Source organism: Mycobacterium hackensackense, assembly GCF_025822555.1.
GTDB classification, from domain to species: Bacteria; Actinomycetota; Actinomycetes; order Mycobacteriales; family Mycobacteriaceae; genus Mycobacterium; species Mycobacterium fluoranthenivorans.
Genome location: NZ_JACKUC010000053.1, coordinates 98,655 through 125,509, shown reverse-complemented (window position 1 = coordinate 125,509; position 26,855 = coordinate 98,655). Strand labels below are relative to the sequence as shown.

The 26,855-nt window shown below is 62.2% G+C and carries 20 protein-coding genes and 2 pseudogenes; 8 read left to right on the top strand and 14 right to left on the bottom strand.

Annotated features, from left to right (window positions below; all coding sequences use genetic code 11):
* Positions 1-243: 243 nt before the first annotated feature.
* Positions 244-1,134 (bottom strand): VOC family protein, encoded by an 891-nt coding sequence (locus H7J86_RS32480; protein WP_267296095.1) that lies wholly within the window; start codon positions 1,132-1,134, stop codon positions 244-246.
* Between the two features lie 352 nt (positions 1,135-1,486).
* Between H7J86_RS32480 and H7J86_RS32475 the strand changes: the two genes are divergently transcribed.
* Positions 1,487-2,539: a LysR family transcriptional regulator gene (locus H7J86_RS32475; protein WP_267296093.1), complete on the top strand. Its 1,053-nt coding sequence runs from the start codon at positions 1,487-1,489 to the stop codon at positions 2,537-2,539.
* Between the two features lie 180 nt (positions 2,540-2,719).
* Here the strand turns inward: H7J86_RS32475 and H7J86_RS32470 are convergent.
* A pseudogene (locus H7J86_RS32470) lies at positions 2,720-3,972 on the bottom strand (ISL3 family transposase).
* A gap of 229 nt (positions 3,973-4,201) precedes the next feature.
* Between H7J86_RS32470 and H7J86_RS32465 the strand changes: the two are divergent.
* The 4 genes and pseudogenes from H7J86_RS32465 to H7J86_RS32450 all read left to right on the top strand — a co-directional run.
* The gene (locus tag H7J86_RS32465) at positions 4,202-5,473 is read left to right on the top strand and encodes a cytochrome P450 (RefSeq protein ID WP_267296091.1); all 1,272 of its coding nucleotides are present in this window, start codon (positions 4,202-4,204) and stop codon (positions 5,471-5,473) included.
* A 150-nt stretch (positions 5,474-5,623) separates the two neighbouring features.
* Complete coding sequence (locus H7J86_RS32460) at positions 5,624-7,297, top strand: amidase (protein WP_267296089.1); 1,674 nt, start codon at positions 5,624-5,626, stop codon at positions 7,295-7,297.
* 84 nt (positions 7,298-7,381) lie between these two features.
* The gene (locus H7J86_RS32455; RefSeq protein ID WP_267296087.1) at positions 7,382-8,587 is read left to right on the top strand and encodes an FAD-dependent monooxygenase; all 1,206 of its coding nucleotides are present in this window, start codon (positions 7,382-7,384) and stop codon (positions 8,585-8,587) included.
* Between the two features lie 208 nt (positions 8,588-8,795).
* Positions 8,796-9,619: pseudogene (locus H7J86_RS32450) on the top strand (IS3 family transposase); the annotation flags it as partial.
* Between the two features lie 321 nt (positions 9,620-9,940).
* On the opposite strand, the gene H7J86_RS32445 reads toward H7J86_RS32450, so the two are convergent.
* The 11 genes from H7J86_RS32445 to H7J86_RS32395 all read right to left on the bottom strand — a co-directional run bounded on the left by H7J86_RS32445 (position 9,941) and on the right by H7J86_RS32395 (position 22,496).
* Positions 9,941-11,839, bottom strand: a complete 1,899-nt coding sequence (locus H7J86_RS32445) for a glycosyltransferase (protein WP_267296085.1) — start codon at positions 11,837-11,839, stop codon at positions 9,941-9,943.
* Between the two features lie 151 nt (positions 11,840-11,990).
* Positions 11,991-13,034 (bottom strand): cytochrome P450 family protein, encoded by a 1,044-nt coding sequence (locus tag H7J86_RS32440; protein WP_267296083.1) that lies wholly within the window; start codon positions 13,032-13,034, stop codon positions 11,991-11,993.
* Positions 13,031-14,779 carry a beta-ketoacyl [acyl carrier protein] synthase domain-containing protein gene (locus tag H7J86_RS32435; RefSeq protein ID WP_267296081.1) on the bottom strand — a complete coding sequence of 583 codons (1,749 nt, stop codon included), beginning with the start codon at positions 14,777-14,779 and terminating at the stop codon, positions 13,031-13,033. Before H7J86_RS32435 ends, H7J86_RS32440 begins: the two co-directional genes overlap by 4 nt.
* The gene (locus H7J86_RS32430; protein ID WP_267296079.1) at positions 14,769-16,016 is read right to left on the bottom strand and encodes an FAD-dependent monooxygenase; all 1,248 of its coding nucleotides are present in this window, start codon (positions 16,014-16,016) and stop codon (positions 14,769-14,771) included. The genes H7J86_RS32435 and H7J86_RS32430 overlap by 11 nt, the downstream gene beginning before the upstream one ends.
* Positions 16,017-17,102 (bottom strand): monodechloroaminopyrrolnitrin synthase PrnB family protein, encoded by a 1,086-nt coding sequence (locus H7J86_RS32425; protein WP_267296077.1) that lies wholly within the window; start codon positions 17,100-17,102, stop codon positions 16,017-16,019.
* Between the two features lie 123 nt (positions 17,103-17,225).
* Positions 17,226-18,194: a chlorinating enzyme gene (locus tag H7J86_RS32420; RefSeq protein ID WP_267296075.1), complete on the bottom strand. Its 969-nt coding sequence runs from the start codon at positions 18,192-18,194 to the stop codon at positions 17,226-17,228.
* A 35-nt stretch (positions 18,195-18,229) separates the two neighbouring features.
* On the bottom strand, positions 18,230-18,481 hold the full coding sequence (locus H7J86_RS32415; RefSeq protein WP_267296073.1) for an acyl carrier protein: 252 nt from the start codon (positions 18,479-18,481) through the stop codon (positions 18,230-18,232).
* A complete protein-coding gene (locus H7J86_RS32410) occupies positions 18,471-20,078 on the bottom strand; it encodes an amino acid adenylation domain-containing protein (RefSeq protein ID WP_267296071.1) in 1,608 nt (535 codons plus the stop codon). Before H7J86_RS32410 ends, H7J86_RS32415 begins: the two co-directional genes overlap by 11 nt.
* Entirely contained in the window at positions 20,075-21,154 is a 1,080-nt protein-coding gene (locus H7J86_RS32405) for an LLM class flavin-dependent oxidoreductase (RefSeq protein WP_267296069.1), read from the bottom strand. Before H7J86_RS32405 ends, H7J86_RS32410 begins: the two co-directional genes overlap by 4 nt.
* Before the next feature lie 5 nt (positions 21,155-21,159).
* Positions 21,160-21,993, bottom strand: a complete 834-nt coding sequence (locus H7J86_RS32400; RefSeq protein ID WP_267296067.1) for an LLM class F420-dependent oxidoreductase — start codon at positions 21,991-21,993, stop codon at positions 21,160-21,162.
* Positions 21,990-22,496: an SRPBCC family protein gene (locus H7J86_RS32395; protein WP_267296065.1), complete on the bottom strand. Its 507-nt coding sequence runs from the start codon at positions 22,494-22,496 to the stop codon at positions 21,990-21,992. The genes H7J86_RS32400 and H7J86_RS32395 overlap by 4 nt, the downstream gene beginning before the upstream one ends.
* A gap of 671 nt (positions 22,497-23,167) precedes the next feature.
* Between H7J86_RS32395 and H7J86_RS32390 the strand changes: the two genes are divergently transcribed.
* Together H7J86_RS32390 and H7J86_RS32385 are read left to right on the top strand one after the other, a co-directional pair.
* Positions 23,168-24,409, top strand: coding sequence for a cation:proton antiporter (locus tag H7J86_RS32390; RefSeq protein WP_267296063.1), 1,242 nt, complete (start codon positions 23,168-23,170; stop codon positions 24,407-24,409).
* Positions 24,410-24,555: 146 nt separating this feature from the next.
* Positions 24,556-25,584, top strand: coding sequence for a PAS domain-containing protein (locus tag H7J86_RS32385; RefSeq protein ID WP_267296061.1), 1,029 nt, complete (start codon positions 24,556-24,558; stop codon positions 25,582-25,584).
* Positions 25,585-25,681: 97 nt separating this feature from the next.
* Here H7J86_RS32385 and H7J86_RS32380 read toward each other — a convergent pair whose 3' ends face one another.
* On the bottom strand, positions 25,682-26,026 hold the full coding sequence (locus H7J86_RS32380; RefSeq protein ID WP_267296059.1) for an IS3 family transposase: 345 nt from the start codon (positions 26,024-26,026) through the stop codon (positions 25,682-25,684).
* 229 nt (positions 26,027-26,255) lie between these two features.
* Here H7J86_RS32380 and H7J86_RS32375 point away from each other — a divergent pair, with 229 nt between their 5' ends.
* Positions 26,256-26,516, top strand: coding sequence for a hypothetical protein (locus H7J86_RS32375; RefSeq protein WP_267296057.1), 261 nt, complete (start codon positions 26,256-26,258; stop codon positions 26,514-26,516).
* The last annotated feature ends 339 nt before the right edge of the window (positions 26,517-26,855 follow it).

Here is a 26,855-nt window from a genome sequence, read left to right as displayed (position 1 = left end):
GGCTGGGGTCATGACCACACACGCCTCGAGCTGACCACGATCGTGATGCTCACGGGGAGTGTGCCGTGGGCGGGCGTGAGCCGGTTCAACCTGTGGATGTGGGATCACGTAGCCCGTTAGAAGACGAGCTCGATCAACTTTCGGGCGAGGTGACGCCGATGTTGCGGCCGCCGGCGACGCGGTCTCGGCGCTGGCACAACAAGCTGGTGGCGGGCACGCGTTGGACGGCGGCCACGCCGTCGCTTAGTGCATCTCGCGTAGGCCGGCGTGGCCCCACGCGCGCCCGGGGTTCCCGAAAGTGTACTGCTCGGTAATCCACGTTTCCGGATTGACAACCCGAGGGGACCAGCTGTACTCGATGTGCCACTGCGATGGGTTGCGGAAGTAGAACGAGAACGACCAGTCGTTGCCGTGCCGCCCCAGTGACGTCGTGGTGATCGACCGGTCGAGGCAGATGTCGTAGGTGAACCCGACGTCATCGATGCCCTTGGTTTCGAACATTACGTGGTGAATTTTTCTAGGAGGACTATCGAAGCCAAAAAAGGCGAGTGAGTGGTGGCGCTCGTTGCAGTGCAAGAACGCGCCGATCGGCCCGACACCTGGGATCGTGGCGAAGTCGCTCACGCCGAAGCCAAGGATTTCGGAGTAGAAACGGGCGGCCAACTGGACGTCTTTGGCGTACAAGACCGCATGGCCGAGTCCGCCATTGCCGGTGTTGAAGCCCTCGAGCTCTCTGGAAGGCCGGAAGGTGGGGCCGATGACTTGATGCCCATAGGCGAGTTCCATGCGCACCCCGCTGTGGGGGCAGATGAACCAGCTCATGCCGAGAACGCGGCGCAGGGCGAGCTCGGCGGACGTTGCCTCGTGGATTTCGACTCCGGCGTTGCTGACGGCCGAGCTGAGGACGTCGAGTGCCTCGGGGCTGCGTGCTTGCCAACCGACGAACTCGACGTCGTCGACCTTGCTGGGTACCGCGAGGAGGCGGTGGTGTCGATCATCGCACCGTAGGTAGACGGCGTGGTCGTCGCTGTCGGACGTGACCTCATGACCGAGGACTTCGGTGCCATAGGACCGCCACGCACCAAGGTCTGTTGCGCCGGCTCCAATATAAGCGAGTTCAGACACACCACTCATTGGACACCTCAATCTTTCGTCGGTCGTTCTAATGCCAAATCCTTTTTTTGAGCGCGACCTCATCGAACCAATGCACCAAGTTATGCGGGTGGTGGATTCGCAAGTCCATTTTTTTCTAGGCCTGAGGGCATACCTGCCCTCCGCGAGATCTAGCAAAGGGCGCATCATTGGCTCGGAACCCGTGGCGGATCTGTTACTACCTCGGCATCGATATTCTTTTACATGACCGTTGGAAATTGACCCTGGCCAGGCTTGTTATATCGTAATAGCCTAAACGGATCCGTTCCCGACTCGGTAATGACGATCATGAACGAGTCATACCGCCGGGATATCGTCGCTGCTCGGAGGCCGCGTGGTAGAGGTCAGACATTTCAGGTCGTTCGCTACGGTCGCGGCGACGGGGAGCTTCGGGAAGGCTGCGAGGGAGCTGAACGTGACCCAGCCGGCTGTGAGCCGGTTGGTAGCGCAGCTGGAACGCCGCCTCGGGGTGACACTCCTCGACCGATCTCAGCAGCCCGTGCGGCTGACCGTGCACGGCGCGGACCTGCTGCCGTTGGCGCTGCGAGCCTTGGCTGCCTTCGACTCGGCGCTGGAACCACCTCGGCGTGGGCGCTCGGTTCTGCGGCTCGGCTTCGCCTGGCTCGGTTGCGATCCGCACGCCACTCGTGTGATCGGTGAGTTCGAGGATCGGCATCCGGACTGCGTGGTCCGGGTGCTCTGTTCCGACTCACATATGGCTGGTCTCGACGACGGTTCCACTGACATCGCCGTGCTCAGGTGTGAGCCAGACCCAGCGGTCTACAACAGTCGGATGGTCTGGCTTGAGGAGCGCGTGATTGCACTCCCTGCCGGACATGTCCTTGCACGCCAGCAGAGCGTTCGTCTGGAGGATCTTCACGGTGAGAGTCTCGTGGCTACCGTGCGCCCGGAGGTCGGGTTCGTAAACCGAAATCTGGCGTTGTGGCGCGCGCGCAACCCGACCAGCCGGATCATCAGCGTTCGGAACGTCAGGGAGTGGTTCAGCGAGATCGCCCTGGGTAGGGGAATCGGGTTCGCCAGCGCCCCTGCCGCGACTGGGTCACGCCATCCAGATGTCCGCTTCCTGCCGCTGGATGCCGATCCTGTTCACGTTCTCCTTGTCTGGCCGAAGTCGGGCGCCCACCCGCACTGCCATCGTTTCGTGCGAACGGCCCTGGACTACGTAGAACGATGTCGGCAACAGGAGCGGACTGCCGATTCCCAGTGGCGCGGCCACTGGGTCACGCGACTACACGATGAGTCTTCACCTCTGTCGCGTGGTGAAGTCGACCCGCACGCGCAGGCTCCAGCACTTCCGACACCGAGACCAGATCCTCGACCAGCCGCTGCAGACCCTGACTCACGCGTGGAGCAACCGAGCGCCTGACCACTGTTGCTGCGCTGCACTCGGGGCGGTGGCATTGCGCTTTTGTTGCCTACGGTGACGCCGCTGGGTGGGCCACGCTCGGCGCCCGCGCGACCCTGTCGAAACTTCCGGTCTCCGCCACCGTGGCGGATGATCGAAAGTTGTGAGTGTCCAACATGAGTTTCCTGATCTGGCTCTTCATCATTGGCGGCGTAGTTGGGGTCTGAATCCGCCGGTTTCCAGCAGGGATCGGGCGATGTAGTTGGTGAGGTTGCGGATCCGAGGGCGGAGCCGCGGAGGCGCTCAAGACGGCCGTCGATGGCTTCGGTTGGGCCGTTGGAGGTGCCGGGGTAGCCGAAGTAGGCCAGCACGACGTCGGCACGTGCGGTCAGGGTCCGCCCCGAGGGTGATCACTTCGGTCAATAGCTTGGGGGACAGCGACACTCAGCGTGGTGATCAACGACGCCATCACTGTACGGCCTTGCCGGCGGTCGGGTTCGCGGTAGGCGGCCACGGTGCGTTGATACATCTGCCAGGTCGCCTCGACCTCAACATGGGTGTCGACGGCGAAGCGGGCGGCGAGTCGAGCTTTCTGGGTGTCGGTGAGCAGATCGGCACCGGTGTGCAGGGTGCGCCGCGCCCAATAGGGCGGATCTGTCCTGCGGCCACGGTGCCCGCAGGTGGCGGCCTGCATCCGGCGGCGGCATTCGTCAAAAGCGTTGCCAGCCAAGCACACCACATGAAACGGGTTCCAGCACTGAGTCCGCTTCCGGCAGTTTCTCGGCGGTGGCAGTCTTGAACCCGGAGACCCCCATAGCGACGACTTCCACTCGGTCACGCCAGTCCTTGGGTCGCTGGGCAAGCCAGTCGGCGAACACCCTTTTCGAGCGACCTTCGATCATGTCGAGGAGCCGGGCGGGACCGGTCTTGCCGCGTACGGGGGTGAGGTCGGATGATGACGGTGACGCACTTGTCGCCGCGACGGGTATGCCGCCAGACGTGTTTGTCGACACCGATGACCGCCACGCCGCCCGAAGCGGGCCGCATCGTTGATGAGCACCCGGCGGCCAGTACCGCAATGTTCGCGGTGCTCTTCGACACCGTCAACGCTTCGGCGACCTTCGCTACGGATAGAATGCTGTCAGACAATAGCTTTCATAGCTCACTGCAGAGCACGCCGCGACAACGCCGCTCGCGGCTTGGCGGCCTTACTGGTGTCTTGCCGCCACACATGGCGACAGCCGGCGCAGCGGTAGCGGCGCACCGTGATCACCAGCGTGGTGGGCCGCCACCCGAACGGCTTACAGGCCAATCGCCGGGTGATGCTATCGCGCGGGATGCCTTGCCGCGCAGCGTCGGCACCAGCGGTGGTCCTCGTCGGCGACCCGGCACGCCAGCACAGCACCACCGGGCTCCTTATCTCCGCTTATCCCGGAGCGACATGACCCAGTCATGATCGGTATTGGCCGAATGCGCGGATCTGGCCATAAAGTAGCGGACGAATCGGACGTGGCGCACACCTAGAAAAGCCGCAACATGTTCGCTTCGCGGAAATCCTTATGGTTCTGCGGATTTCAGCAGGATGAGTAGCGACCGGCGTGATCGCAAGTCCTTGTTCTCGGCACCGATGTGGAGGTCGAAAATGCTACGTAGCTCTAGCTTTTACCACCAAGGTAGGCACGCATGAGCCAGCCGCCCGATAAATTCGCATGTCCGGCATCCGGACAAGGTTCGATCTCGATGACGGCCCGGCTCAACCCTTTCAGCCCGGACTACCTGGCAGACCCCTACCCGGTCTTCGAGGCTGCCCGGGCGGAAGCACGCGCCTTCTACAGCGAAGAACTTGATTACTGGATCCTGACCCGTTATGACGACGTCAAGCAAGTCATCCGCGACACCGTTAACTTCTCGAGCGATCTCGTGACCACCCCGCTGGAACCTTTTGGACCCGTAGTTATGGAGGAGTTATCCAAGGTCGGCTTCCAGCCAGTCCGCGTGCTCGCCGACAACGACCCGCCCGGTCACGCCAGAGCGCGTAGGCAGGTCAACAAAGCGTTCAACCCGCGCCGCATCAAGCTAATGGAACAGCCTGTGCGCGAATTGGCGAGACGACAAATCGACCGCATCGCTGACCAAGTCGAGGTGGACTTCGTGTCGGCGCTGGCGCAACCGTTGCCAGCCCTGGTTCTATTCCGCCTCTTCGGGCTGCCCGATGACTACCTGGACGTGGTCAAGAAAGGCTCCGCAGATCGTGTCTATCTGATGACCGGACGACCGGAGGAGGCCGCGTCCCGGGTGGCCGGGCAGGGATTGGCCCGGTTCTACACGCTGTGCCGCGATCTCATCGCCGACCGGATCGCGGACCCGAGGGAAGACTTCCCTAGCGACCTTATCCGGGCAGGGCAGGAGACCGATGAACCCTTGACCGAGCGTGAGCTCGTTCAGGTTATGTACTCGATCCTCTTCGCCGGAGACGAGACGACAAGCTCGCACCTGACTCACCTGGTTCATCGTGTGCTCCTGGTCCCCGGATTGTGGCGACGGTTGCACGAACAGCCCGGCCTCATTCCGAACACAGTCGAGGAGGCGCTCCGCGTGGAGGCGCCGGTGATCAACTGGCGACGGCGGGCCAAGGTCGACGTAGAGGTGGGTGGGGTGTCTCTCCCGGCTGGCGCGAAGATCCTGCTATCGCTGGGCTCGGCCAACCACGACGAAGCGACGTTTGACGAGGCAGAGTCGTTCCAGCCAGAGCGGTCCAACGCGCGCGCCCACCTGACGTTCGGGTTTGGGGAGCACATCTGCCTGGGTGCACCCCTCGCCCGGCTGGAGGGCCGGGTCGTGCTCGAGGAGATGGTCGACAGGTTCCCGGACGCGACGTTGCCCGACCAAGAGCTCGACTACCCAGCCAGCGTCCTGTTCCGCACACTAACCGCGCTCCGGATCCGGCTCTACTAGGTCTGTCGCAGAGTTTGAGATGACTGTCTGCTGGAGGGCGACGTGGCCGCATTTGGCCGTCATCTGGATGCGCACCGACCGGTACCGCTTCGTCACCCGCGTCACCGCTCAGTCCACTACCTAGCCCGCCAGCGCGGAGAGGCACCCGACATGACCACCGACCAGCCGCTCACCCTGACCGAGGCCGCCGCCGCTCTGCGCGCCGGGACAACCACCAGCCGCGCCCTCACCGAGGCCGCACTGGCCGCCGCAGATCGGGCCGACCCACACCTGGGCGTCTACGTGCACCGACTAGACGAGGACGCGCTGGCCGCAGCCGACACCGCCGACGCCGAGCTGACCGCCGGACGCGACCGCGGCCCGCTGCACGGCATCCCTTTCGGCGTTAAGGACCACCTGGCCACGGCCGAGGCACCCATCGCCGAGCAGAGCCTGGTGCTCGACCGCGCCTGGGGCACCGGCCGGGACGCCCCAGTCGTGACCCGCCTGAAGGCCGCCGGCGCCGTCATCACCGGCAAGACCTCGACCACGGAGTCCGCCTGCGGTCTGCCAGACGGCTCGAACAGCTTCTCGATCCCCCGCAACCCGTGGGATCCGACGACCACTCCAGGCGGTTCTAGCTCGGGAACCGGGGCCGGAGTGGCGGCCGGGCTGTTCCTGGCCGGACTGGGCACCGACACCGCCGGCAGCATCCGCATCCCGGCCGCGTTCTGCGGAGTAAGCGGCCTAATGCCAACCTTCGGCCGGGTGCCCAAATCCGGCTGTGTTCTGCGGGGTTACAGCCTGGACCGCATCGGCCCGCTGGCCCGCTCGGCAGCCGACTGCGCGGCGGTGCTGGAGGTGATCGCCGGTCCACACCCGTCGGACCCCGATTGCGTGGAAGCTCCCTTCCGCGCCGAGGGCATGGATGGACCGGTCAAGCTCGCCGGGCTTCGGGTCGGCGTAGTGCGCGAGGGGCATTTCCCGGATGACGCTGACGCGGCGCTAAGCGGCGCCTTCGACGCCGTTGTGGACGCGCTGGCCGCCGCCGGCGCTCACCCGCGCCCCGCCACCCTCCCGTACCGCATCGAGACGATCACCGCCGCTGTAGTCACCATGATCTGCGAAGCGCTGGCCTACCACCGCGCCGACACCGGCAGCCGCTGGACTGATTACTCCCTCGGCACCCGCGCGCTGCTAGCTCGGGGCGCGTTGCTGACGGGCGCCGACTATGTGCAGGCCCAGCGGATGCGCCGGGTCTCCCAGGACGCGCTACGCCAGCTGTTCACAGAGGTCGACGTGCTCGTCTGCCCGACCATCTCCATCGGCGCTCCGGCCCTGACCGACTACGCCGACAACGAGCAGGACATTTTCGCCGCACTGTTCACCCACACCCATACCGGCTACTGGAACAGCGTGGGCAACCCGGTGCTGGCCCTGCCCATGGGCTTCACCGCTGCCGGGTTGCCGCTGTCGGTACAGCTGGCCGGCCGCCCGTTCGACGAGGCCACCCTGCTGCGGGCCGGCCGCGCCCTGCAGTCCCGCACCGACTGGCATCGGCGCACCCCTACTCCACTGCACCCCCGTCAAATCGACACTGACCCAGCGGCTCAGCTGAAACCGGAGGTCATCGGTATGCCCGAAAGACCCTCCACCCAGGACGACGTTCGCGCGCTGTTGCGGGTCGCCGAGCTACCCGCTTCCGATGCCGAGGTGCGCGCTCTGGCCACCTCCTATCCGGCCCTGCGCGCTGCGGTGGACACCCTGGCAGGCCTGGCGGAGGTCCGCTACGCCGACCCGGCGCTGCGGTTCCGCGCAGAGGCGACCATCACAGATTGGGTCTGACCCCAGAGCTCTTGCGGCGTCGTTGACCAGCATGCGGGACCATTCGCGATCTGAAGGTCTCAAGGCGAGAGAAAGGAGTGGGCTATGGCTGGCACGCTAAGTAGGAAGAAGACTCCGTCGGGACCAGTGCGTGTGGTGATCGTTGGGGGTGGGATCGGCGGTCTCGCAGCGGCGTTGGCTTTGCAGTCCCCCCGGTTCGAGGTCAGCGTCTACGAGCAGGCCCCTGAACTGGGTGAGGTGGGCGCAGGGGTCGGGTTGTTCCTCAACAGCATGCGAGTTTTGGAGCGGCTCGGCGTCGGCGAGCAGGTGCGACGCAATGCGTTTGTGGGCACCGAATTCCGCTGGATGCGCACCGATGGGTCCGTTCTGGCGCGTCAGGCTGTCGGCGATGACGTTTTCTTCCCCGTGTGGGGCGTGTACCGACCGGATCTAATCTCAACGTTAGCCGCCGCCCTGCCCACCGGGACTTTACACACCGGGCATCGGTGCGTCAGTTTCAGCCAAGATGATTCCTCGGCGCTGGTTGCCTTCGACAACGGCGTCACTGTCGCCGCCGATGTTGTCATCGCAGCCGACGGTATTCACTCCACGCTGCGGAGCCACGTTGTGGCGCCGCAGCCGCCGGTCTTCTCTGGCGTGATGGTCTACCGAGGGGTGCTGCCCACCGCCCGCGTATCCGGCTGGCCGTGGCCCCACGCACTGGCGAACTGGGGCGGGCAGGGCAAGCACTTCATGGTGCTCCCACTGCACTCGGGCGAGTGGCTCACCTATGTGGGGTTTATGCCCGCCGATGAACAGCTACGACTATCACGGTCGGCACCGGGTGACCCTGCGATGTTAGCGGCCGAGTTCGCCGGCTGGGATCCGTGGGTGAGTCGTTTGATCTCGCAGGTCGACACAACATCCCGGCTGGGACTCTATGATCGGGACCCACTGCCACGCTGGACCCACGGCCGCCTCGCACTCCTCGGTGATGCGGCGCACGCGATGCTGCCCCACATGGGGCAAGGTGCCAACCAAGCCATCGAGGACGGTATGGCGTTGGCCACCCTGATCCGAGACGTCGCCATTGCAGACATCCCCGACGCGTTGATCCGCTACCAACAACTTCGACACGATCACACCGCAAGGGTTCAACACCAATCCCGGGTCAACGGCCAACTTGCGGACTCTGGGCAGCTGGACAACCTGTTTCACCCCGGCGTGCAAGATTACGACGTCGAAGCCCACGCCCGGAGGCTATGCCAGCAGCCTGATCTTGCAAGGGGCCCCGTAAACATAAGGGCGTAACTCCAATCAAGGAGACTGGGCACCCATGACTGACGTGATGCCCGAGCGACTGGTGGATCTCGACACGCTGGCCGAGGAAGTGGCGCCGGTTGTGCCGGCGCCACCGAGCGGTTCGTAGCTGCTCGACGCAGTCGACGAGCAGTTGCTCGACCGGCAGACCAGCCAGGCCCGCGAGGACCTACTGGCGCTGACCGGTGAGGGAGGGCCGTCGTTCTACGGCTGGGGGGGCAACGCCGCCGCAACCCGCACAGGACGAACTGCGTCCGATGAGGCACTGGCGCAGCGCATTCGGGCGGTTCACGCCACCGAACCACCTACGGTGCTCCGCGGATCACCGCTGAGCTCACGACGGCGTTCCCGACGTGCAGCGGGTCAACCACAAGCGGGTGGCCCGGGTGATGCGCACCGCGGGGATCGCGGGCTACCGCCGGCGGCGGCGGGTGAGGACCACCGTGGTCGACCCGGCGAATCAGAAGGTGCCCGACCTGTTGGTCCGTGACTTCACTGCCGCAGCGCCAAACACCAAGTACGCCGAGGGGGCATCACCTATTTGCCGCTGGCCACCGGCGGGAACTCGTACTTGGCGACGGTGATCGATTGCTGTTCGCGCCGGGTGGCGCGGTGGGCCACCGCCGATCCCATGCGCACTGAACTGGTCACCGAGGCGTTGAAGGCCCTGACAGTCTGCGGGGTGGTGCGATCGGCTCCATTTTGTCATTCGGATCACGGAAGTCGATGCGCCTCAACGTGTTTCGCCACACTGTGCCGTGATCTTGGCATCACCCAGTCGATTAGGGGCGGTGGGAACGAGTGCGGACAATGCGCTTGCCGAATCGTTCAACGCCGCCCTCAAACACGATGTCCTCCAGTCACCAGGACCACAGCTGCTGGGATGACGCCGCCACGTGTCGCCGCGAAGTGTTCCGGTGGCTGGTCCGCTACAACACGAAACGACGACACTCCTACTGCCGTTATCTCAGCCCCGCCGCCTACGAAAGGGCCCGCGCCCCCGCTACGCTGCGCGAAGCCGCACAACCACAAATCCCGTGTCCACCATCCGGGGTCGAAGCCCCCGCGATCACAACCAAGAACTGGCGACCGAAAACGCCCACCTGCAAAGCAAGATCAGAACGCTCTCAGCGGTGATCACCGAACTCACTCACGAAAACCCCGGAGCCAACGTCGTTGTTCGGGTGCGACGAAATTCTTCGCGGCCGAGCCTCTGAGGGCAGTCCGTCACTAGCTCCCTACGTACATCAGCTTTTGCTTGAACGAGACCCTGCGGTGCGCTGCTATAACACGCCGCCGCCCGCCCTCGGGGCACTCGCATTGCCGTGTATGCGCGCACGCCATTCAAGGCTCTACTAGTAGCCCGTCGTCCACCTTGTCAAACAACATTTCCCACCTTGCCACGCTGGTGATCTCGGTTAGCGCGGCGCGGTACACCTTGCGCAACCGGTTGAACTTGCGGGCCAGTAGCACCTGGCGCTTCACCGATTCTCGCAGCAGTTCGAACATTCTCTCGCGGTCCCGCTGGCGATAGACGACGCCGCGGCCGTCTGCGGTGGTGACCGTGACCCCATCGACCTGACACAGCGAGAACCAGCGGGCGTCCTGGGTGGCCACGTTGATTTGTGGGCGCACGTGATGCTCAGGATCATGCGCTTTGAGCTGGTGGTTGACGCCGCGGGCCAGGCGGTAGGAGATCGCAAGCAAGCTGGTGGGGATCTTGACCTTGCGGCGCCACCGCCTGTCCGACGGGGTCGGGAGCGTGGTAGCGCTGGGCAGCACCACCGCGTCCGGAAATTCCTGGCGCATGGCCCGCACGTCCGGTAGCGCGGACTCGAGGATTGAGAAGATGTGCTCAGGCCCGGCTAGAAAATCATCCATCGCCTTGTTCTGGATGGCGACGGTCGAATACTCAAGGCACAGAAGATGTTTCAATGTCGCCCTCAGATGACTAGCCAACAGACCCTTGATATCGCCGTCCCAGTGCAGCGCGGCGACCACAAGGCGGTTGCGAAGGTGGAAGTACGCCTGCCAGTCGATGGCGTCGTCCTTGTCGCTCCACGCCATATGCCAGATCGCCGCACCCGGCAGCGTGACGGTGCGGTAGCCGTGCTCGCGGGCGCGGATACCGTATTCGGTGTCGTCCCACTTGATGAACAGCGGCAGCGGTTGCCCGAGCTCCTCGGCCACCTGGCGCGGGATCATGCACATCCACCAGCCGTTGAAGTCCACGTCGATCCGGCGGTGCAGCAGCTTGCTGCGGTCGGATTCGGTGTCGTCGAGCGCGTGCTTGGCGAAGTTGTGGTCGTATTCGGCGTTGGGGGCGGCCGACCACATGAACTTCGACCGGTCCACCATCTCGCCCATGACGTGCAGGTGCGCCGGCTCCTGCAGGTTGAGCATCTGACCGCCAACGAGCGTCGGGACCTTCGAGAAGCGGTTGAAGGCGAGCGCCCGCAGGATCGAGTCGGGCTCGATGCGGATGTCGTCGTCCATGAACAGAATCTGTTCGCAGTCGGTGTTCTTCAGCGCCTCGTACATCACCCGGCTGTATCCGCCGGAACCGCCGAGGTTGGGCTGGTCGTGAATCCGCAGCCGATCGCCAAGGGCCGCAGCCGCTTCCGCGAAACCGGGATGGTCGACGGCCTTGTTGGTGCCCTGGTCGGTGACGATGACGGCGCTGATCACCTCGTCCACGAGGGGATCCGAGGTGAGCGCGGCCAGCGCGTTGACGCAGTCCGAGGGCCTGTTGAAGGTCGGGATACCGACGGCGACATTGGCACGGCCGGGTGCGGGCTTCGCGGCGTACCAACCGGCGCTGTGCACTCGCACCGCGGTGTCGGTGGTGATGTCGAACCAGATCCAGCCGCCGTCCTCGAACGGTTCCAGGTCAATCTCGAACTCGGCCACACCGGACTCGACAATCTCGGTGCCGCCCAGGGTGATCCGCGCTCCGGTCGCCTTGGACCGGTAAACGTCGACCCGGGCGCTGCCGGTGATCTCCACCCGCAGCACTACCGATTCCAGGATCGACCATCGCCTCCAGTAGCTGGCGGGGAAGGCGTTGAAATAGGTGGCGAAGGACACCTCGGACTCGCGACTGATCTCCAGTGTGGTGCGGGTCGGGGCGTGCGCCCGCCGCGCATTGGTGGAGGACTCTTCGATGTACAGCTTGCGTACATCGAGCGGTTCGCCGGGTCGCGGCAACAATACCCGCGACAACAATGACACACCGTCACTCATGGAGTCCCTCCCACGTCTTCGCTGCAATCTTACGGGATGCAGCAGTGCAGGTCTTTTGACAGTGCGCGGCACAATACGCGGCCGTGAGGCTTCCCTGCAAAGGTGCATTCGCCGTCGTCGGAGCTCCCATCCCAGCGGGAGCACGTTGGTACTAGGAGGTCAATTGGGCCAGCAGGATTTCAATCGGTCGGACAATTTGGGCAACGTCGGCGACAGTGGACTGAACCTTGGAACCCGGATGCGCCCTCTTGACCAATCCGATCATGGTGAAAACGAAGTCGCTACTCACCTCAGCTGCGGGACAGCGATGAGGTCCCCATCCGAATTTGAAGGTCTGCTCGCTTCCCCCAATGGCTGGATTAACGTCTGCAAGAACAATCTGTTCAAGTAGGCGATCTGCGGAGTCAAGTTGCAGCCGGACCTCGTCGCCGGTTCGGATCTGTGCCGCACCGATCTGTAGATCGGTGCAGGCTTCACGCGCAAAGCACTCGTGCTGGAACGACAGGCTCCGCAACACGTGACCCCTTTCGACGTCGGAAACTCCGTTGCACAGGTTGCAATCTGACAAGCAATGCGAGAGCGCCGATCCTGTTACCGCTGCGAGGTTCTGAAAGCCTGCCGTCGCAAATGCTGCCGCGTTGACGTAGGCAAACCGCCGATCTGGAACTCTGGAAAGCAGAGTTTGGATACATTTACCGTCTTCGGCAGTTCCCCCGGTTGCCCCGATAGTTCTCTGGAGGAGGAGAAGCACGCGCTCAATCAATGGCTCGACCTCGCCCGGACCTGCGAAGTAAATTGAGACCATAAGGTCAGATAAGCGGGGAGCATCCTCCAGATCCCCAAACAACATGCGCGCGACCAACTCCGCTGCTGTCGGCACAATCACGGTTCGCTGAACATCGAACGCTGCGCGCTGCGGCGTCTTTGCAAGTTGTTGTGCAGCGACGATGAGTGCTTTGGATACCGCTTGCGGGTATGACGCTCTGAGAGCCTCTACGAGCAGTCGGTTCAGCTCCGTGTGGTAGGGGCCATCAAGATTGATGGCGGCGAACTTCGAGTCGTGAATATGGGGCCAGTCTATGCGCGTGGACGGCACCTGCCGATGCCGTGATACGTAGGCTGCACGTTGAATCCCTGGCGCCGACAGCGCAGCCACGACTTCATCGGGACTGTCGAATATGTGGGTGGTGTTCATCGCACGAGGCCTGCAGTTTGTGTTGCGGAATTTGGAAGCCAATGCTTGGTGGGTGACCACTGATACCCGGGTATCGAGATGATGTTGCCGCGTGCGATGCCGCTTGCCAACGGTTGGCGCTCGCCGTTGGCGATGAAGGCTCGCGCTGCGCGGATCGTGTCCGCCAGATCACTGTCCGCATGGGTCGCAACTACGCACTCAGACCTTGGGTCGGCGGTCCACGACTGCATCTGCAACACGATTTGATCCAGCGTATCGCCCACGAAGACGACTCTATGGTGGAAGACCTCACGCCCGACGAGCGCTGTCCAGGCGAAGTCTGCGACAAGCGTTGCAGCGTCGGGCGTCTCGGAGAGGAACCGTCGGTAGGCGGTGACGAGCCTCTCCAGTGAGATTCGTGTCGGGCCGGATACTGCAAGGCACAGCGGTGTTCTCACGTCGCTGGCTCGTCTCGCTGGCGGGGGCGGCGTCTCCAGTAGCACATGGGCGTTGACCGATGAAATGCCTTGAGCACTGACACCAGCAATGAGGCGTCCCGATCCTTCGAGCGCTGTCGGTTCGCGCGGAATGTGCAGATTGGACGTTGACCAGTCGATCGCTGGATTGAGGCGTCGAATATGATTGGACGGTAGCGCGGTCCGCTTCTCCAATGACAAGATTGCGCGAGTCAGTGACGTCACGCCGGCGGCAGCTTCTGAATGTCCGAACACGGATTTTCCGGAGCTGACGAACAACGGGCGGTCCCGGTGGTGGTCCCGCCCAAAAACCGCGTCCAGGGCCTCCAATTCCATCCGGTCGATCATCGGCGCACCGGGGCCGTGGGCTTCGATAAAGTCGATGTCGTTGGCCACGACATCGGCTGAATTCATTGCGGCGGTGAGGAGTTCGACATGGGCGTCGGCGGCGGGTGCGGTAGCGGATCCGCCGCGGGCCCCATCGTTGGTGACAATTGCGCTACGGATGATCGCGCGCACGCGGTTTCCGTCTCGTGCTGCGTCACGGCTGCGACGTAGGATGAGCACCCCGGCACCGTCTGCAGCAACGAACCCGTCGGCGTCTGCGTCTGCGAACCTGCATTTTCCTTCGGGGGAAAGTACTGGGATCTGTGAGAGCACGACGTCCTGGTACTCATTGAGCTTGAGGTTGACCCCTCCTACGATGCATGTATCGGCCTCGCCAGACAGCAGCGCCTGCTTTGCGAGTTGTACACCGACCAGTGATGATGAGCACGCGGTGTCAAGGGTGATCGAAGCACCCCGTAGGTCATAGTGGTAGCTGATGCGCCCGGCGAGCATGCTTCGTACGTTCATCACCGCTTCGCCCGGCACGGTGTGCAGACCGCGTCGAATGATGTTGTCCCAGTAGTCGGTATGCGCGGACCCGATGACGACGTTGGTGGTGGTGCCGCGAAGTGTCGCGGGGGGTATGCCTGCATCTTCGAGCGCCATCCACACTAGTTGCAGCACAATCCGCTGCTGAGGGTCCAAGAGGTCGGCATCCTTTGGATCGATACCGAAAAATGCTGCGTCGAACTCGTCAACGCCGGCGATGTAGTAACCACGAGTGGCGATGACCCCACCGGGGGTGCTGTGTGGGCGATGGAGTCGCTGCGCATCGTATCGATCTCGGGGGGTGTCCGAACTGACGTCAACGAGGTCCACCATTGTCTGCCACATGGATGTGAGCGAGTCGACTCCGGGGAGGCGGACCGCACATCCCACGATTGCGATCTGGTCAACCTGCATGACCTGACCCTTCCGACGCTATGTTGGCGAAGCTCTTTTCCAGCGCCGCTTGGTATTCGGACCCATAGTGCTGCAGCTCGGCAGCGGTAAAGCAGTCTTCAACGGGCCCGCGCCCACCGGTCCGGAGGTGGTAGTCGGTGAGAATCTGTTCGGGTCCCATTGACCGGTTCAACTCTACGAGTTTGTTTACCCTGTCACGGCGTTGACGGTGGTAGTTGCGAAAGGCGATCTCTGTCTTGCCGGGTGGCCCGTCCCGCAGGGAGCTGGCAAGCATGATGCCGTCAGCTATGGCCTGGCCGGCACCGCTAGATCCCATGGGTAGCATCGGGTGGGCGGCATCTCCGATCAGGAGAACGTCGCCTCGCGACCACGCCTGAATCGGCTTGTGGTCGATGAGTGTTTCTGCGCGTATCGTCCGGCTTGCGGACATGAGTTCACGCATCCCAACTGGCTGAATGGCCCATCCCGAGAAGAATTCCGTGAGAGACGCCTTCACGGCTGACGGCGACGATTGTTGCATCGCACGGTATTTGGCATCCCCAGGTAGAGCGGCCACCCAGTTCACGTCGGTACCAAACCGTGTATGGCGCACCGGGTACATTACGACGCGACTCACATCGTCGCCGAACACGAACATGTCGTCGCCGAGTCGGCGACCATCGAGGTGGGCAATTCCTCGCCAGAGGTGCATGACTTCACGCTGTCGAATGGGGCTTAGTGCGTTGACCTGGCGGCGGAAACTTGACGTCGATCCCGTGGCGACAGCGATGCAATCGGCCGCGATTTGGTGTTCACGTGAGCCGCGGCGGACTTTAGCAACTGGGCGGCGATATCGAAGTACTTCCCTGAGCTCAGCGCCGTACAGCACGCTGCCGGACTTTGCGACCTGCTTCAGCTTTGCGTCGAGTGCGCGCATGAGCTCGGCCCGGTGGATCATGATGTGCGGGTAGCCATTTCGCCGCTGCCGTTGGATGCAGGCGAGTTCTCGTCCACTCTTCGATATGAGATGCAGAAGATTGCCTTCGACGTGGTCGGACCGTCCGTCAGTCAGGATCCCTCGGCGTTGCAGCAATTCCACCGCGTGGGGGCAGATGTTCAAGCCGAATCCCGATGCGTCCCTCTGTGATCGGCGTTCGATGAGCGTCGTGTCACCTGACCCGTGGGCGGCGACTTCAATCGCCGTGGTGAGGCCCGAGATTCCCGCGCCTGCGATCAAGATTGAGAAATGACTGGCCATTTACACTGCCTGGGGCGCGTGGGCCCGGTCGGTGCCGAGCATCCGCTTAACCGCGTCCCGGTTGGCTTTCGTCAGTTCAACGACGGACTCGAGGAACGATATGGTCTCACCGCCGCTCCCTTTCTGCAGATGGGTGAGCGCGGGGTCATAGGCTGCTTTGGCCAGTTTGAGATGCTTGGCGCGGAACTCAAGTAGTGCGCGTAGCGACCGGGCCATGGCTTCGGCGCATGAGATCACCGTCGGTGACGCTGGGTCACCGTGGTGTCGACTTAGCCGTGTAGTCAGCGACGGTCGTTGCTCCAGCAGTTGTGCGCGTGTGGCCCAGCCCGGCAGGCCGTAGGCCGAGGACGTCCGCCAGAAACTCGCGTACTCCTCACAGCTTGCGTCACTGGCCCATAGGCAGAGATCCAGCAGCGCCACGGGTACGTGGGCCGCTGCTGGGCCGAAGTACTCGACGTCCCCGATCACGACAGGCTCAAAGAAGGGCCGTAGCTGAGTGGCGAAGAAGCTTCCGGTGACGTTGGCAAGTACTTCGTCGATGACATGCACGAGCCGGCCGGCTGCGAGGGCAATTGCGCTGACTGTCAGCGCGGTGGTGACATCGTCAAGCTCTGCCTCGGACAGGGCAAAGGCCCGGTCGACGGCGGCACAGATGTCCGGCAGCGCATGGGAGACTGCAGCGATGAGGTGCAACTCCATGTCGTTGTCGGTGTAGCGGCGCCTTCGGACGCCTTCTGGGTTCCAAAGGGTGTAGTGGTAGACGGTGTCGCGGGGAATCATGTGGTGGATCGCGGTCCAGCGGGATAGGACTTGCGTTAGCTCCGGGCATAGTTGTGCAGGTTGTTCGCCGAGTCGCCGGATGGACCCCATGACGATTCCAAGGTCGCGGACTGAAGCGATCACCGCTGACGAGGTGGTGTTGACGTGACGGGCAGCCTCAACCATGCGCTGCAAAAGTTGTGATAGGGCGCGAATTTCACTCGCTTTGTTCGCAGAGATAACCGTAGAGATCTCGTGGTCAAAATCCAATGGATCCAGCGATTGTGTGGCGGCGACAAAGCTTGTGTCTAGATACCCGGTTGCCACGCGTGTGGCCTTTCTTGTAGTGGTCAAGTGCCGGCTGATTCGCATAGCTCTCAGACTGGGCAATCCGACGTTCTGTTGCCAGGCAGCGACCCAGGCCGCCTGGCAACAGCTCACGCCGCAGATCTAGGCCCTCTGGGGTGCCCGCGACACGAAAGGGACGCCGGTCAATGTGGAGGAAGCGATGGCGTTGAAGCCGTAGCGGTCCTCACCGCTGACGACGACAGCACCGTACCGGTCCAGCGGCACGGAGCCTCCGTACTCTTCGACTACTTCCGTGTCGGGGTAGACCCTGACCCTTGTCGGAACGTAGCGCGAGGCGAAGCCCAGGCGGGACTCTCTGGGGCCGCCGTTGTTTGGATAGGACGCGTGCATCAGGGTGGATAGGAACATCACGCACTGTCCCCGTTTCAGCTCGACGGGGATCGCCTGCGTCTCATCGGGAACGAAGTTGGGATCGATCTGTAGTTGGCGGTAGTCGTAGCCGTAGAAGCCCCGGTTCACGCCGCCCTTGGTTGTGCGGTTCATGTATTCGGGCCGGTAGTCCATTGGTTTGGACTCGTCGTAGTTCATATGATTGTGCGTGCCTGGGATGAATTGCAGGCACGCGGTTCGGATTGTCGTGTCGGTCAGTGCTGTCCAAACGGTGACGGTGCCACCGCGAACGAAGTTCTCGTCGTTGGCTGGCCAGAGGATCTGAGGTGAACCGCTGGCGTTGGCGAAGGTGTCGGCTTGGTGCCAGTCTGTGCCCTCGTCGCCCGGCTCTTTGGGAAAGAACTCGGTCCTCCAGCAAAGGATGTCTGGCCCGAGTAGCGAGGCGACGCGGTCAACGATCTGCGGTAAGCAGATGTGGTTGGCGAGGAATTCGTTGTCGAGGTGTCGGTCGTAGTTGGCGATGTTGGTCACACCGTTGACCGCGGCGACGCTGTCTGCCGAGTAGGCAGCGTTGCTGCGGTCGAGGAGTTCCGTTCGAGCCTGCCGCCACAGCAGGTCGATCTCCTCGGGCTCGTAGAGTGTGATCGGGAAGAGGAAGCCGTTCTTCTTGAACGACGCGATCTCTTCCTCGGTGAGCCGGAAGTCGCTCTTTGTCTCCATTGTTGCTCCTTTGGTTGTTCGAATGAGTTGGACAGTTACCGATCTGTGGCCTTGATGATTGCTTGCGCGATTGTCAGCTGAAACAGATCTACGGGATCGAGGCTGGCGCCAAACTCGACACGCACCTCGTGGCGCACCTTCATTGACATTCGCGAGTTACCTCCGACATCGAGGAAGTTGTCGTCGGGGCCGATGTCTGGGTCATCGAGTGCGTTTCTGAGCCAGGCGAGAACCGCGTCGGTGATCTCAGCTGTAAGAACCGTTTTGGTCATCTCGTTAGTACTCATGGTGGATGATCTCCTTTCGAAGGGTTGACTCGTCCAACTTTCCGTTGGTCGTGAGTGGCATCGTTGGTCGATAGACAATGGTTTGCGGCAGCATGTACCTCGGCAAAGTCTGCAGGAGGTGGCGGCGGACGTCCCTGATGTGTCGGCGGCGTTGGTCTACGGTGGTATAGACGAGTGCTAACGCGGTGCCGATACCGTCACTTGGGGTGATCGGCAGGACTTTGCACTGCGCCACAAAGGGAATGGCAAGAGCTGCGTCGTGCACTTCCGTGATCTCGACGCGAAATCCATTCAGCTGAACCTGTTGATCGACACGCGAAATATAGTGAAGGACACCATCTTCGATGCGACACAGATCGCCTGTCGAGAAGTAGCGAGCCACTGACTCGTCGACGACGCGATCGAAGCGGCGTGCGGTCTCCTCCGGGCGATTCCAGTAGCCATGCACGACCTGCGGACCCCGGACGTGGAGTACTCCATACGTCGCGTCAGTTCGTCCCTCTCCATCAACGAGTGTGGCCTCGAAACCCGGCAATGGTTTGCCGATCGGGACAGTCGGTAGGTGGAGATCCTCGTCGGTGATTCGATGACATGTCAGGTGCACCGTGCACTCCGTGATGCCATACATGTTGAGCAGCACCGGGTTGCGTACATCGTGGTTCTGCGCCCACGCTCTGAGGACAGAACTTGTGAGCGCTTCCCCGCCGAACACGACGTATCGCAGGTTCGAAACGTCGCGTGTGTGTAGGTGTTGAGACAACGCGGCGAATGCGGTAGGAGTCTGACTCAGTATTGAGATGCGCTCGCGTTCGATGACTTCGGCAGTCAGCTCGGGATCAAGCCGTGTTCGGCTGTCGGCGACAACGAGCGTCCCCCCGGTGGAGAGGCAGCCCCAGACCTCCCACACCGAAAAGTCGAACGCCATCGTGTGAAATTGAAGCCATCGGTCGTCTTGGCGCAGATCACACACCTGGAGGGCAGCGGTGATCAGCGCGTCGAGGTTCGCATGGGTGACGGGAACGCCTTTCGGCCGACCAGTTGTGCCGGAGGTATACACCATGTAGCACAACGCATCTGGTCCGACATGGCGGAACCCGGCGTCGCTACCGTCACGTGATTGCTGCCAGATGCGGGCATCAGCTACCACGTATGGTGGGCGTTGCTGGCCGGACTCGCCGTTTCGGCTGTGCGTCAATACAATCTTTGGCTGAGCGTCTTCGAGAATCGACATCAGTCTCGGTTGCGGCGTGTCGGTCGCGATGGCCACGTAGCACGCGCCTGCTGCCAGGATGGAGAGTAGAGCTACGACTGCGTCAGGACCGGGGTTCAGGTGCGCTACCACGATGTCCCCGGCCTGGACGTCGTGTTGCTCGCGAAGGTGTTCGGCGAGAAGCGCTGCTGAGTCTGCAAGTTGCTGGTAGGTCATCGAGTGAAGCCCGTCTGTCACGGCGACGCGGTCGGGCGCTGTCCTCGCCATGTGGGCGAACCGATCGAGAACGCCTGTTGGGCGACGGGTATCGACGTCCGGGACTGGCGGAGTGACAGTTGACGGCTGGTCGGCGTCATCTATTCCGCTATGGGCGAACACGGCGGTCATTGTGTGGTCGTCGGCGAAATTGCCGCCATTCGAGGAAGAACCGATGAGGCGAACGTCGCCACGTTGCGTGTTGCGTCTTCGAGTCCGAGACCGGCGTAGCTGAACATCCCCAACATTTCGCCGCAGCCGATGTCTGCTGCCAGGGTGTGGATGTGGTCAAGGCACTCATCTGGCGTGCCGATGCACTGCAGTGCGCAGTAGTCGATCAATACTGATTCGGTCGTGGCCCGTTGTCCGCTGTCGCTGGCCGAGGCGTAGGACGAGTACCCGCGGATTGAGCTGAAGTGCTGTCCACCGAGCTCGTAGTGCCTTAGGCAGGATTGGTAGTAGTCACCAATGTGCTGTTGGCCAAGTTCTTTGGCGCGTCCGGGGTCTTCGTCGCAGAAGACTTGGCACGCGATGATGGGATCGGGGGCACGGCGACCGTGCACTGTGGCGAATCGTTCTCTGTACAGCCCGACGTTGGACTTGATCGATTCCCATGGCGCCTGGGGGATGATGAGCAGCCCCAGTCCGAGGTCGGCCAATTTGAGGAACGTCGACGGCGAAATTGCCGCGCCATAGGTTCGATCGTGGAAGGGTGCAGTTGGCGTCGGCCGGAGAGCGATGTCGGAATCCGCGCCCGGGCCGTTCTTCTGGACCAGTCCCCCGTCCAGACTGGCGAGCACTGAGTGCAGGGTGTTATCGAAGTCCGTAGCGGATTCGTTCATGTCGCAGGACATTCCACGATATTCCATGCGGCTTAGACCTCGTCCCACGCCCAGGATGAGGCGTCCGCCGCTGAGGTTGTCGAGCATGGCCAGTTCGCCGGCCAAGCGTGCCGGGTTGTGCCATGGCAGTACGAGGACCATGGTTCCAAATTTGATGGTTGTGGTGCGCGCGGCAAGGTAGGCCAGTGCTTGCAACGGGGCCGGCATGACCGAGTATCCCGAGAAGTGGTGCTCCGGTACCCACAGTGAATTGAAGCCATACTCTTCGGCTAGTCGGCCGATGGCTACTTCGCGCTGGATGACGGCGTGGTCAGCGCCATGGGGAACCAGTTGTTCACCACCCTGGTAGTCGTCGCCGGCGAACATGAGTGTTAGACCTGCACGCATTGCTGTTGTCCTTTCGCAAAAGTGTGGCGCCAAGCTAGGGCTTCTATTAGCGGTGAAAGGTCGTAGTACGGATTGGCGTCGAGTGGCACCGCAAAGATGGACGCACCGTGTGCGACATACCGTTCCGCGTCGCCCTCATCGGTCCAATCGACAGCGATCTCGACCCTTCGGTGTTTGCCGATCTGAGTTTGATAGGCCGCGAGGGCTTCGAGTTTGTGTTTGAGTTGAATGTCAGTCGATACCGGAACGTGCCAGATATCGGCATACTCGGCGACTAGCGGAATCGTCCGGCGTTCGCCAGCGCCACCGATGAGCACCGGGATTTGTCTCAAGGGAGCGGGATTGAGCTGTAGTAACCGCTGTGTGGATCGCTGAAGGGTCTCTTGCAGGCGCCTTGATCGTGTTGCCGCTGTCGCGAAATCGTAGCCGTAACTTACGAAGTCACGCTCGTGCCAGCCCGCTCCCAGTCCCAGGACTGCGCGCCCGCCTGAGATGTGATCGACAGTGCGGACCATATCGGCCAGCAGATCCGCGTTCCTGAAGCTCGCGCAGGAGACGAGTATGCCTAGGCTACAACGGCGGGTTACCTCGGCCCATGAAGCGAGTGCTGTCCATGATTCGAAGTTGCTGGTATCGGGTTGTTCGCGCTGCAGAACCATCTCACCGTTGTCGCTGAGCCCGGACACGGCGGGCGGGTGGAAGTGGTCGTTGCCGAAAACGAAGTCTGCTCCGAGCTCATCGCTTCGCTTGACTGCCGACCGTACTTCGTCGTAACTGCTCACTCCGCCAGTGCGAATGTGAGCGGCAATGCGGATCATGTTGTCTCCTTGCGGGACTCCATCGATTCAAAGGCCGCCGCCAATCGTTTCTGTCGCGCCTGTATGTGGTGCAGCCACGCTACTTCGAGCCTTCGTGCAAGCGGCTTTATGTCAATCCACGGCCGTCGCAGGCTGTATGTGATGGTGTCGGTTACACGGGTTCGGTCAGGGCCAACCGGAGACAATTCTCGGGTTTGTTGCCACCGGCTGAAGAACACCATGGTGTGTAGTTCGCGGATTCGATGCGGCGGATCGATTTCCAGGATCGTGATGCGCGCACGCTCGATAGGAATCAGGCCCCACAACAGGACGGTGCTGGAACCCACCACCTGGCCGCCTGAAAGCTCTGACGGCTGCCCTTGAAAACCTGCGGGAATGGTCATGCGCAGGTGGGGACCTAGTTCATGGGCGAACCCTTCCGGTCGAATGACGTACTCCCACAGGGTGGTTACGTCTGCGCGGATCTCTGTGTTGACCGAGAATTCAATGGTTGGAGTAGTCATGGATCTCCCTGCAGCAAGACTTGCGAATCTGCGGTGCGGTCGTGAGGGCAGGGCAAACTCAGTGGTCCCTCAAGACGCAGCGGCATGAGCGGTGAAGTGGTACTGCAGGCGAACGAACGTAGACGACGAACGTGGCCTAAACGAAGCTGCGGAAATGACACATCGCATCCTCCATCTAGGAGGGCGTAGCGCAAGCACCAGAGCGGCTCAAAGTTATTAGGTACCGAGCCCGCTTGGAAGTTGCTGCGCGAGAGTCGTATTGGCGCTCTCGTCGACTGACGCTAGCACGTGATCCCGGACACAGGAAGCCCCTAAGTGAAATTCGCGATGCTCAGATGAACCCGTGTCCCGTTGTGCGCGCAGGACGGCGCCTTGGGGCCACGTCGGGCTGTACCGAAGCGCATTCACAGCCCGTGTGATGGACGACCCGCCCGGTCACGGTCGCGATTCTCGAGGATATTTAACGCTGGCGTCGCGACTGCCCGACCGATATGATCGTATTGCTTTCGACCGCCGAGTCGGTGCAACGAGCAGATGCGCATCAAAGGTCCGCGCATAGGCAGGCGCACCCGTCAGCGTGACTGACTCGCCGCGTTTGGCATTCCCTGAGTACTGACCCGTCTTGTTGTCGTCTCGTCCGCAGCGTTGGGCGCGAAAGATGTGGAGCCGTCGTGTCGACTGATGTTTTTGTCAGGCTATTGCTGTTCATCGCATTCATCGCGGTGTCAGCTCGACTTGTAGGTGGCTTGTTTCAGCGAATCGGGCAACCGGTCGTCGTTGGTGAGATCGCACTGGGGGTCGGGCTGGGTGTCGCGTTGCCCCATATGGGCGCACTAGATGCGCTTCTGAGCGGCGACCTTTTGAGCTACCTGACGGCGTTCGCCAACGTAGGTGTCATCCTCTTTATGTTGGTCAGCGGCCTTGAGGTCGACACGCAGCTAGTTCGGCGCAACGGCGGCCGGGTGGGGGTGGTCGCGGGTGCTGCACTGCTGGTGCCGCTGTGCTTGGGAGTTGCAGTCGCCGTGCTCTATCTTGGCCCGCGCTATGGGGCCGCGGGAGCCGGATTTGCTCTCTTCGTCGGCGTGGCATTGGCAGTCACTGCGCTACCGGTTCTGGTGAGGATCGTTGTTGAACATCGACTCGAGAAGACCCAAGTTGGACAGTTTGCGATCAGTTGCGCCGCCTTGAATGACGTGGCCGCGTGGTTACTCCTCGGGACCGCGGTCGTTCTGGCCGACAATCGGCAGCATCCGGGTGGGTTGACGACGCTTCTAGGCGGTCCCCCAGTGATCGCCGCAATTCTTGCGGCCGGTCGGCTGCTACGCGTCTCACGCGTGGCAGCCCTATGCCAGCGGTCGCCGCTATTCGTCGCTATGGTCGGTGCACTCGTATGCGGTGCGGCCACGGAGATCGTCGGGCTGCATTTCGTTTTCGGTGCGTTTCTTTTCGGCCTTGTCTTCCCGCGAGCCGAAGGGTCCACGATCATTGATTCGACCAGATCTTTGGCATCAGTGCTTCTCCCGGTGTTCTTCGTGCTTGCGGGCACACGTGCGGCCCAGTTCGAAGGCAGCTGGCGTACGGCCATCGATCTGGCGCTGGTCCTGGCTATCGCCGTCCTTGGCAAAATTGGAGGTACGTACTTGGCGGCCCGATTGATTCGGTTGGACAGGGGTGAAGCGGGTCGACTGGCTGCTCTTATGAATAGCCGCGGAGTGACCGAGCTCATCGCGGTGTCAGTGGGAGTATCCACCGGCATTTTGCCGGCAGGTTTGTACGCTGTGTTTGTTGCCATGGCGTTGATTACGACAGCAATGACCGCGCCTCTATTGCGGCTTTTCGGCGACCCCTATCGGTCCGGGCGATCGGGACGTTCTGACCCGGTTCCCGCCCTTGCCGATCTCCCGACGCGCTAAATTAGGCGTCCAACGGGACGACGATGCAAAAGGGGGCAGAGAGCCGCAGTTTATGCGCTTAGAGGCTATACCGTCATGTATATTTTGCATACAGGGAATGGGCGATAGGCATCGCTAAGCTGTCGCCAACCTATGGGGGGTGGCACGTGAATCGTGACTGGCTGCTTATCGAGACTTTGGGCTCTAAACCAGTTGTGGTCAGCCAAGGTTCGCAGCTGAAGAAAATGGTACCCCTTGGAATCTTCCTACGAAGAAACTCCATGCTGTCATCGATTTCCGCGGCTATCGCTGAAACTATACGACAGGGAAAGCCTATCGACCTCAGATCTACTGCCGAACAGCGCTGTCTCTACACCCGGCCGGTCGCGATGCCTGACGGTCGTATCCACGGTGTTCAGTTGTGGGCGGGTAGCCGCGCTGACGTGCCGCCACCGCCGCCACGAATTGGTGCTGTTGTATGGAACCTCACGACCGGCGTCGCTTCAGACACTCCAGAGGCCCTGATCAACGGCGGTATCGATCCCGCGACAGAGCCGCTGGAGGGCCGTTGCTTCGCTGATGACCTCTCCATCAGCAATCTTCACCATGAAGAAGGGTCCGCGCTCGCTCTCACCATGAACGCCGAACCCGGTGACACCCTTTGCACTACATGGGATGTAACGGCTCGCGACGGGCAACCCATCCGCGTCGCGTTCACCTCACGTGCCCTCGTACAGGTCTCTGGCACCGGCGACAAAGAGCTCGTATTGCGTGCGATGAATTGGCGTGTTCCCCGATCCGCGGACGATAGGAAATTGGCAGGGAATCTGGCCCAAGGCATAATTAAAGCAATGGCACGTCCGGGTGAGCACAGATTCCTGATTGGACTTGAAACCTGGACACTACTCAAATGGATCGATGAACCGTATCCGCACGTTGACTGGCGAGGCGAGCGCTCGGACAAGATCCTAATCCATCCTGACGACGCCCCGTTGCTTTCCTCCATGCAAAAGCAATTCGCGCAAGGGCCTGCCACCGGAGTTCTGCGGTTCCGAAGCGCTTCGGGAGGTTGGACATTCGTCCACCTCACCATTTGCCACCTACCGCTCAGTTCCGACGCTCACGCGGGACTAGTGTCGGTCAGATTGCCCACCGAATCGGAGCTAGCCCCCTTCGTCCATCCTCGTCTTGTCTAGTCAGCGCCCTGCCGTGACCACGGAAAGTCGACACTAGGGCGCCGACCTTCGAAGGCGGCGAGTTTCGAAATGGGGCCGCAAGGCAAGAACCTCTCACTCATACAGAGAATCTGAGATACACGGAAGGACCGCTACTCCATGGGCGGGCCTGCAGTGAACCGCCGATTGACCAGGTCAACCGGCGTGTAGAGACCATCAAGTTGGGTTTACGTCGCCCGGGCCGTGACAGCCGGTAGAGGCCGTGCTCGGACATGATCGAGTTGACCAGCTTGTGGTTGACGTTCATCTCGTAGTCGGCGAGTAACGCGGCACGGACGCGGTTGCGTCCGTACGTACCGCGCGACCACTGATAGATTTCGGTGATCGTGTCAGCGCCGATCAACCGACGCACCTCGCGATCCGGAACGCGAGCTCGCCGGCGGTATTGCAGCAGCGATCGCACCAGCTGTACGTACCCCTGATTCGGTCTCAACGTTCACGCTTCGCCTCCGCTGCCTCGGCACCCCGGTTGCGCACCAAATGCCACGAACCCACGATGCGACGCGGGCCGGGCGACCGCGCGCGTCGCCGCGCCGGATCGGTGTCGCTACACCCGAGACGCCGAAGCCCCTTGCGACAATGCCCGCCAGCCGGCACAACACGTACCGCACCTTCGACGCGACAGGTGAATCATGACCAACTACAACGCATTACGCCGACAGCTACTCCTCGCAGCTCGCCACGGACGAGCCTCATGCCTCCCAGCGGGGGGTCGAGACAACAAGACCGCGCTGGTCCTCATCCACGGCGAGGCGGTGGGACAGGCCTCCACACTCATGCACTACGTGCGCGAAGCCCCCGACGCACCCCGGTTCGGCAAATCCATCCTTCTCCCCGGGTACGACCACCAGATACCAGAGGAACTGCGCGACGACGGGGACGCGCCGCAGTGACGGGAACGGTGCACCCCCAGCAACACGGGTTCGCCTCGGGAAATGCGCTTTTACAGCGCTATTCGCGTTCAACGGCCAACGCAGTTGCGGACGCGAGGTCGAAGGCGGACCGCTCCGGACGCCGGGGTCCATCAGCGTAATCGCGAGGCCTGACACCAATGCGATCAGCCCAGGCGTTGTCGCACCCGTTTTGCAGAATGGAACCATGACAAGCACCCCAGAAGCCACGAACCATACCCGTCTGCGTTCCGATGGTCGCATGGAGGTCGCGGACACCGAAGAGGGAAATGACCGCTACGGATGCAAGCAAGACCACTGGTGCATCCTCGCGAACGGTCA

Excerpts from the sequence above, each read along its gene's own strand:
- H7J86_RS32480 (WP_267296095.1), bottom strand. The coding sequence starts at position 1,134 with ATGAGTGGTGTGTCTGAACTCGCTTATATTGGAGCCGGCGCAACAGAC.
- H7J86_RS32465 (WP_267296091.1), top strand. The coding sequence starts at position 4,202 with ATGAGCCAGCCGCCCGATAAATTCGCATGTCCGGCATCCGGACAAGGT.
- H7J86_RS32460 (WP_267296089.1), top strand. The coding sequence starts at position 5,624 with ATGACCACCGACCAGCCGCTCACCCTGACCGAGGCCGCCGCCGCTCTG.
- H7J86_RS32455 (WP_267296087.1), top strand. The coding sequence starts at position 7,382 with ATGGCTGGCACGCTAAGTAGGAAGAAGACTCCGTCGGGACCAGTGCGT.
- H7J86_RS32445 (WP_267296085.1), bottom strand. The coding sequence starts at position 11,839 with ATGAGTGACGGTGTGTCATTGTTGTCGCGGGTATTGTTGCCGCGACCC.
- H7J86_RS32440 (WP_267296083.1), bottom strand. The coding sequence starts at position 13,034 with ATGAACACCACCCACATATTCGACAGTCCCGATGAAGTCGTGGCTGCG.
- H7J86_RS32435 (WP_267296081.1), bottom strand. The coding sequence starts at position 14,779 with ATGCAGGTTGACCAGATCGCAATCGTGGGATGTGCGGTCCGCCTCCCC.
- H7J86_RS32430 (WP_267296079.1), bottom strand. The coding sequence starts at position 16,016 with ATGGCCAGTCATTTCTCAATCTTGATCGCAGGCGCGGGAATCTCGGGC.
- H7J86_RS32420 (WP_267296075.1), bottom strand. The coding sequence starts at position 18,194 with ATGGAGACAAAGAGCGACTTCCGGCTCACCGAGGAAGAGATCGCGTCG.
- H7J86_RS32415 (WP_267296073.1), bottom strand. The coding sequence starts at position 18,481 with ATGAGTACTAACGAGATGACCAAAACGGTTCTTACAGCTGAGATCACC.
- H7J86_RS32410 (WP_267296071.1), bottom strand. The coding sequence starts at position 20,078 with ATGACCGCCGTGTTCGCCCATAGCGGAATAGATGACGCCGACCAGCCG.
- H7J86_RS32405 (WP_267296069.1), bottom strand. The coding sequence starts at position 21,154 with ATGTTCGCCGGCGACGACTACCAGGGTGGTGAACAACTGGTTCCCCAT.
- H7J86_RS32400 (WP_267296067.1), bottom strand. The coding sequence starts at position 21,993 with ATGATCCGCATTGCCGCTCACATTCGCACTGGCGGAGTGAGCAGTTAC.
- H7J86_RS32395 (WP_267296065.1), bottom strand. The coding sequence starts at position 22,496 with ATGACTACTCCAACCATTGAATTCTCGGTCAACACAGAGATCCGCGCA.
- H7J86_RS32375 (WP_267296057.1), top strand. The coding sequence starts at position 26,256 with ATGACCAACTACAACGCATTACGCCGACAGCTACTCCTCGCAGCTCGC.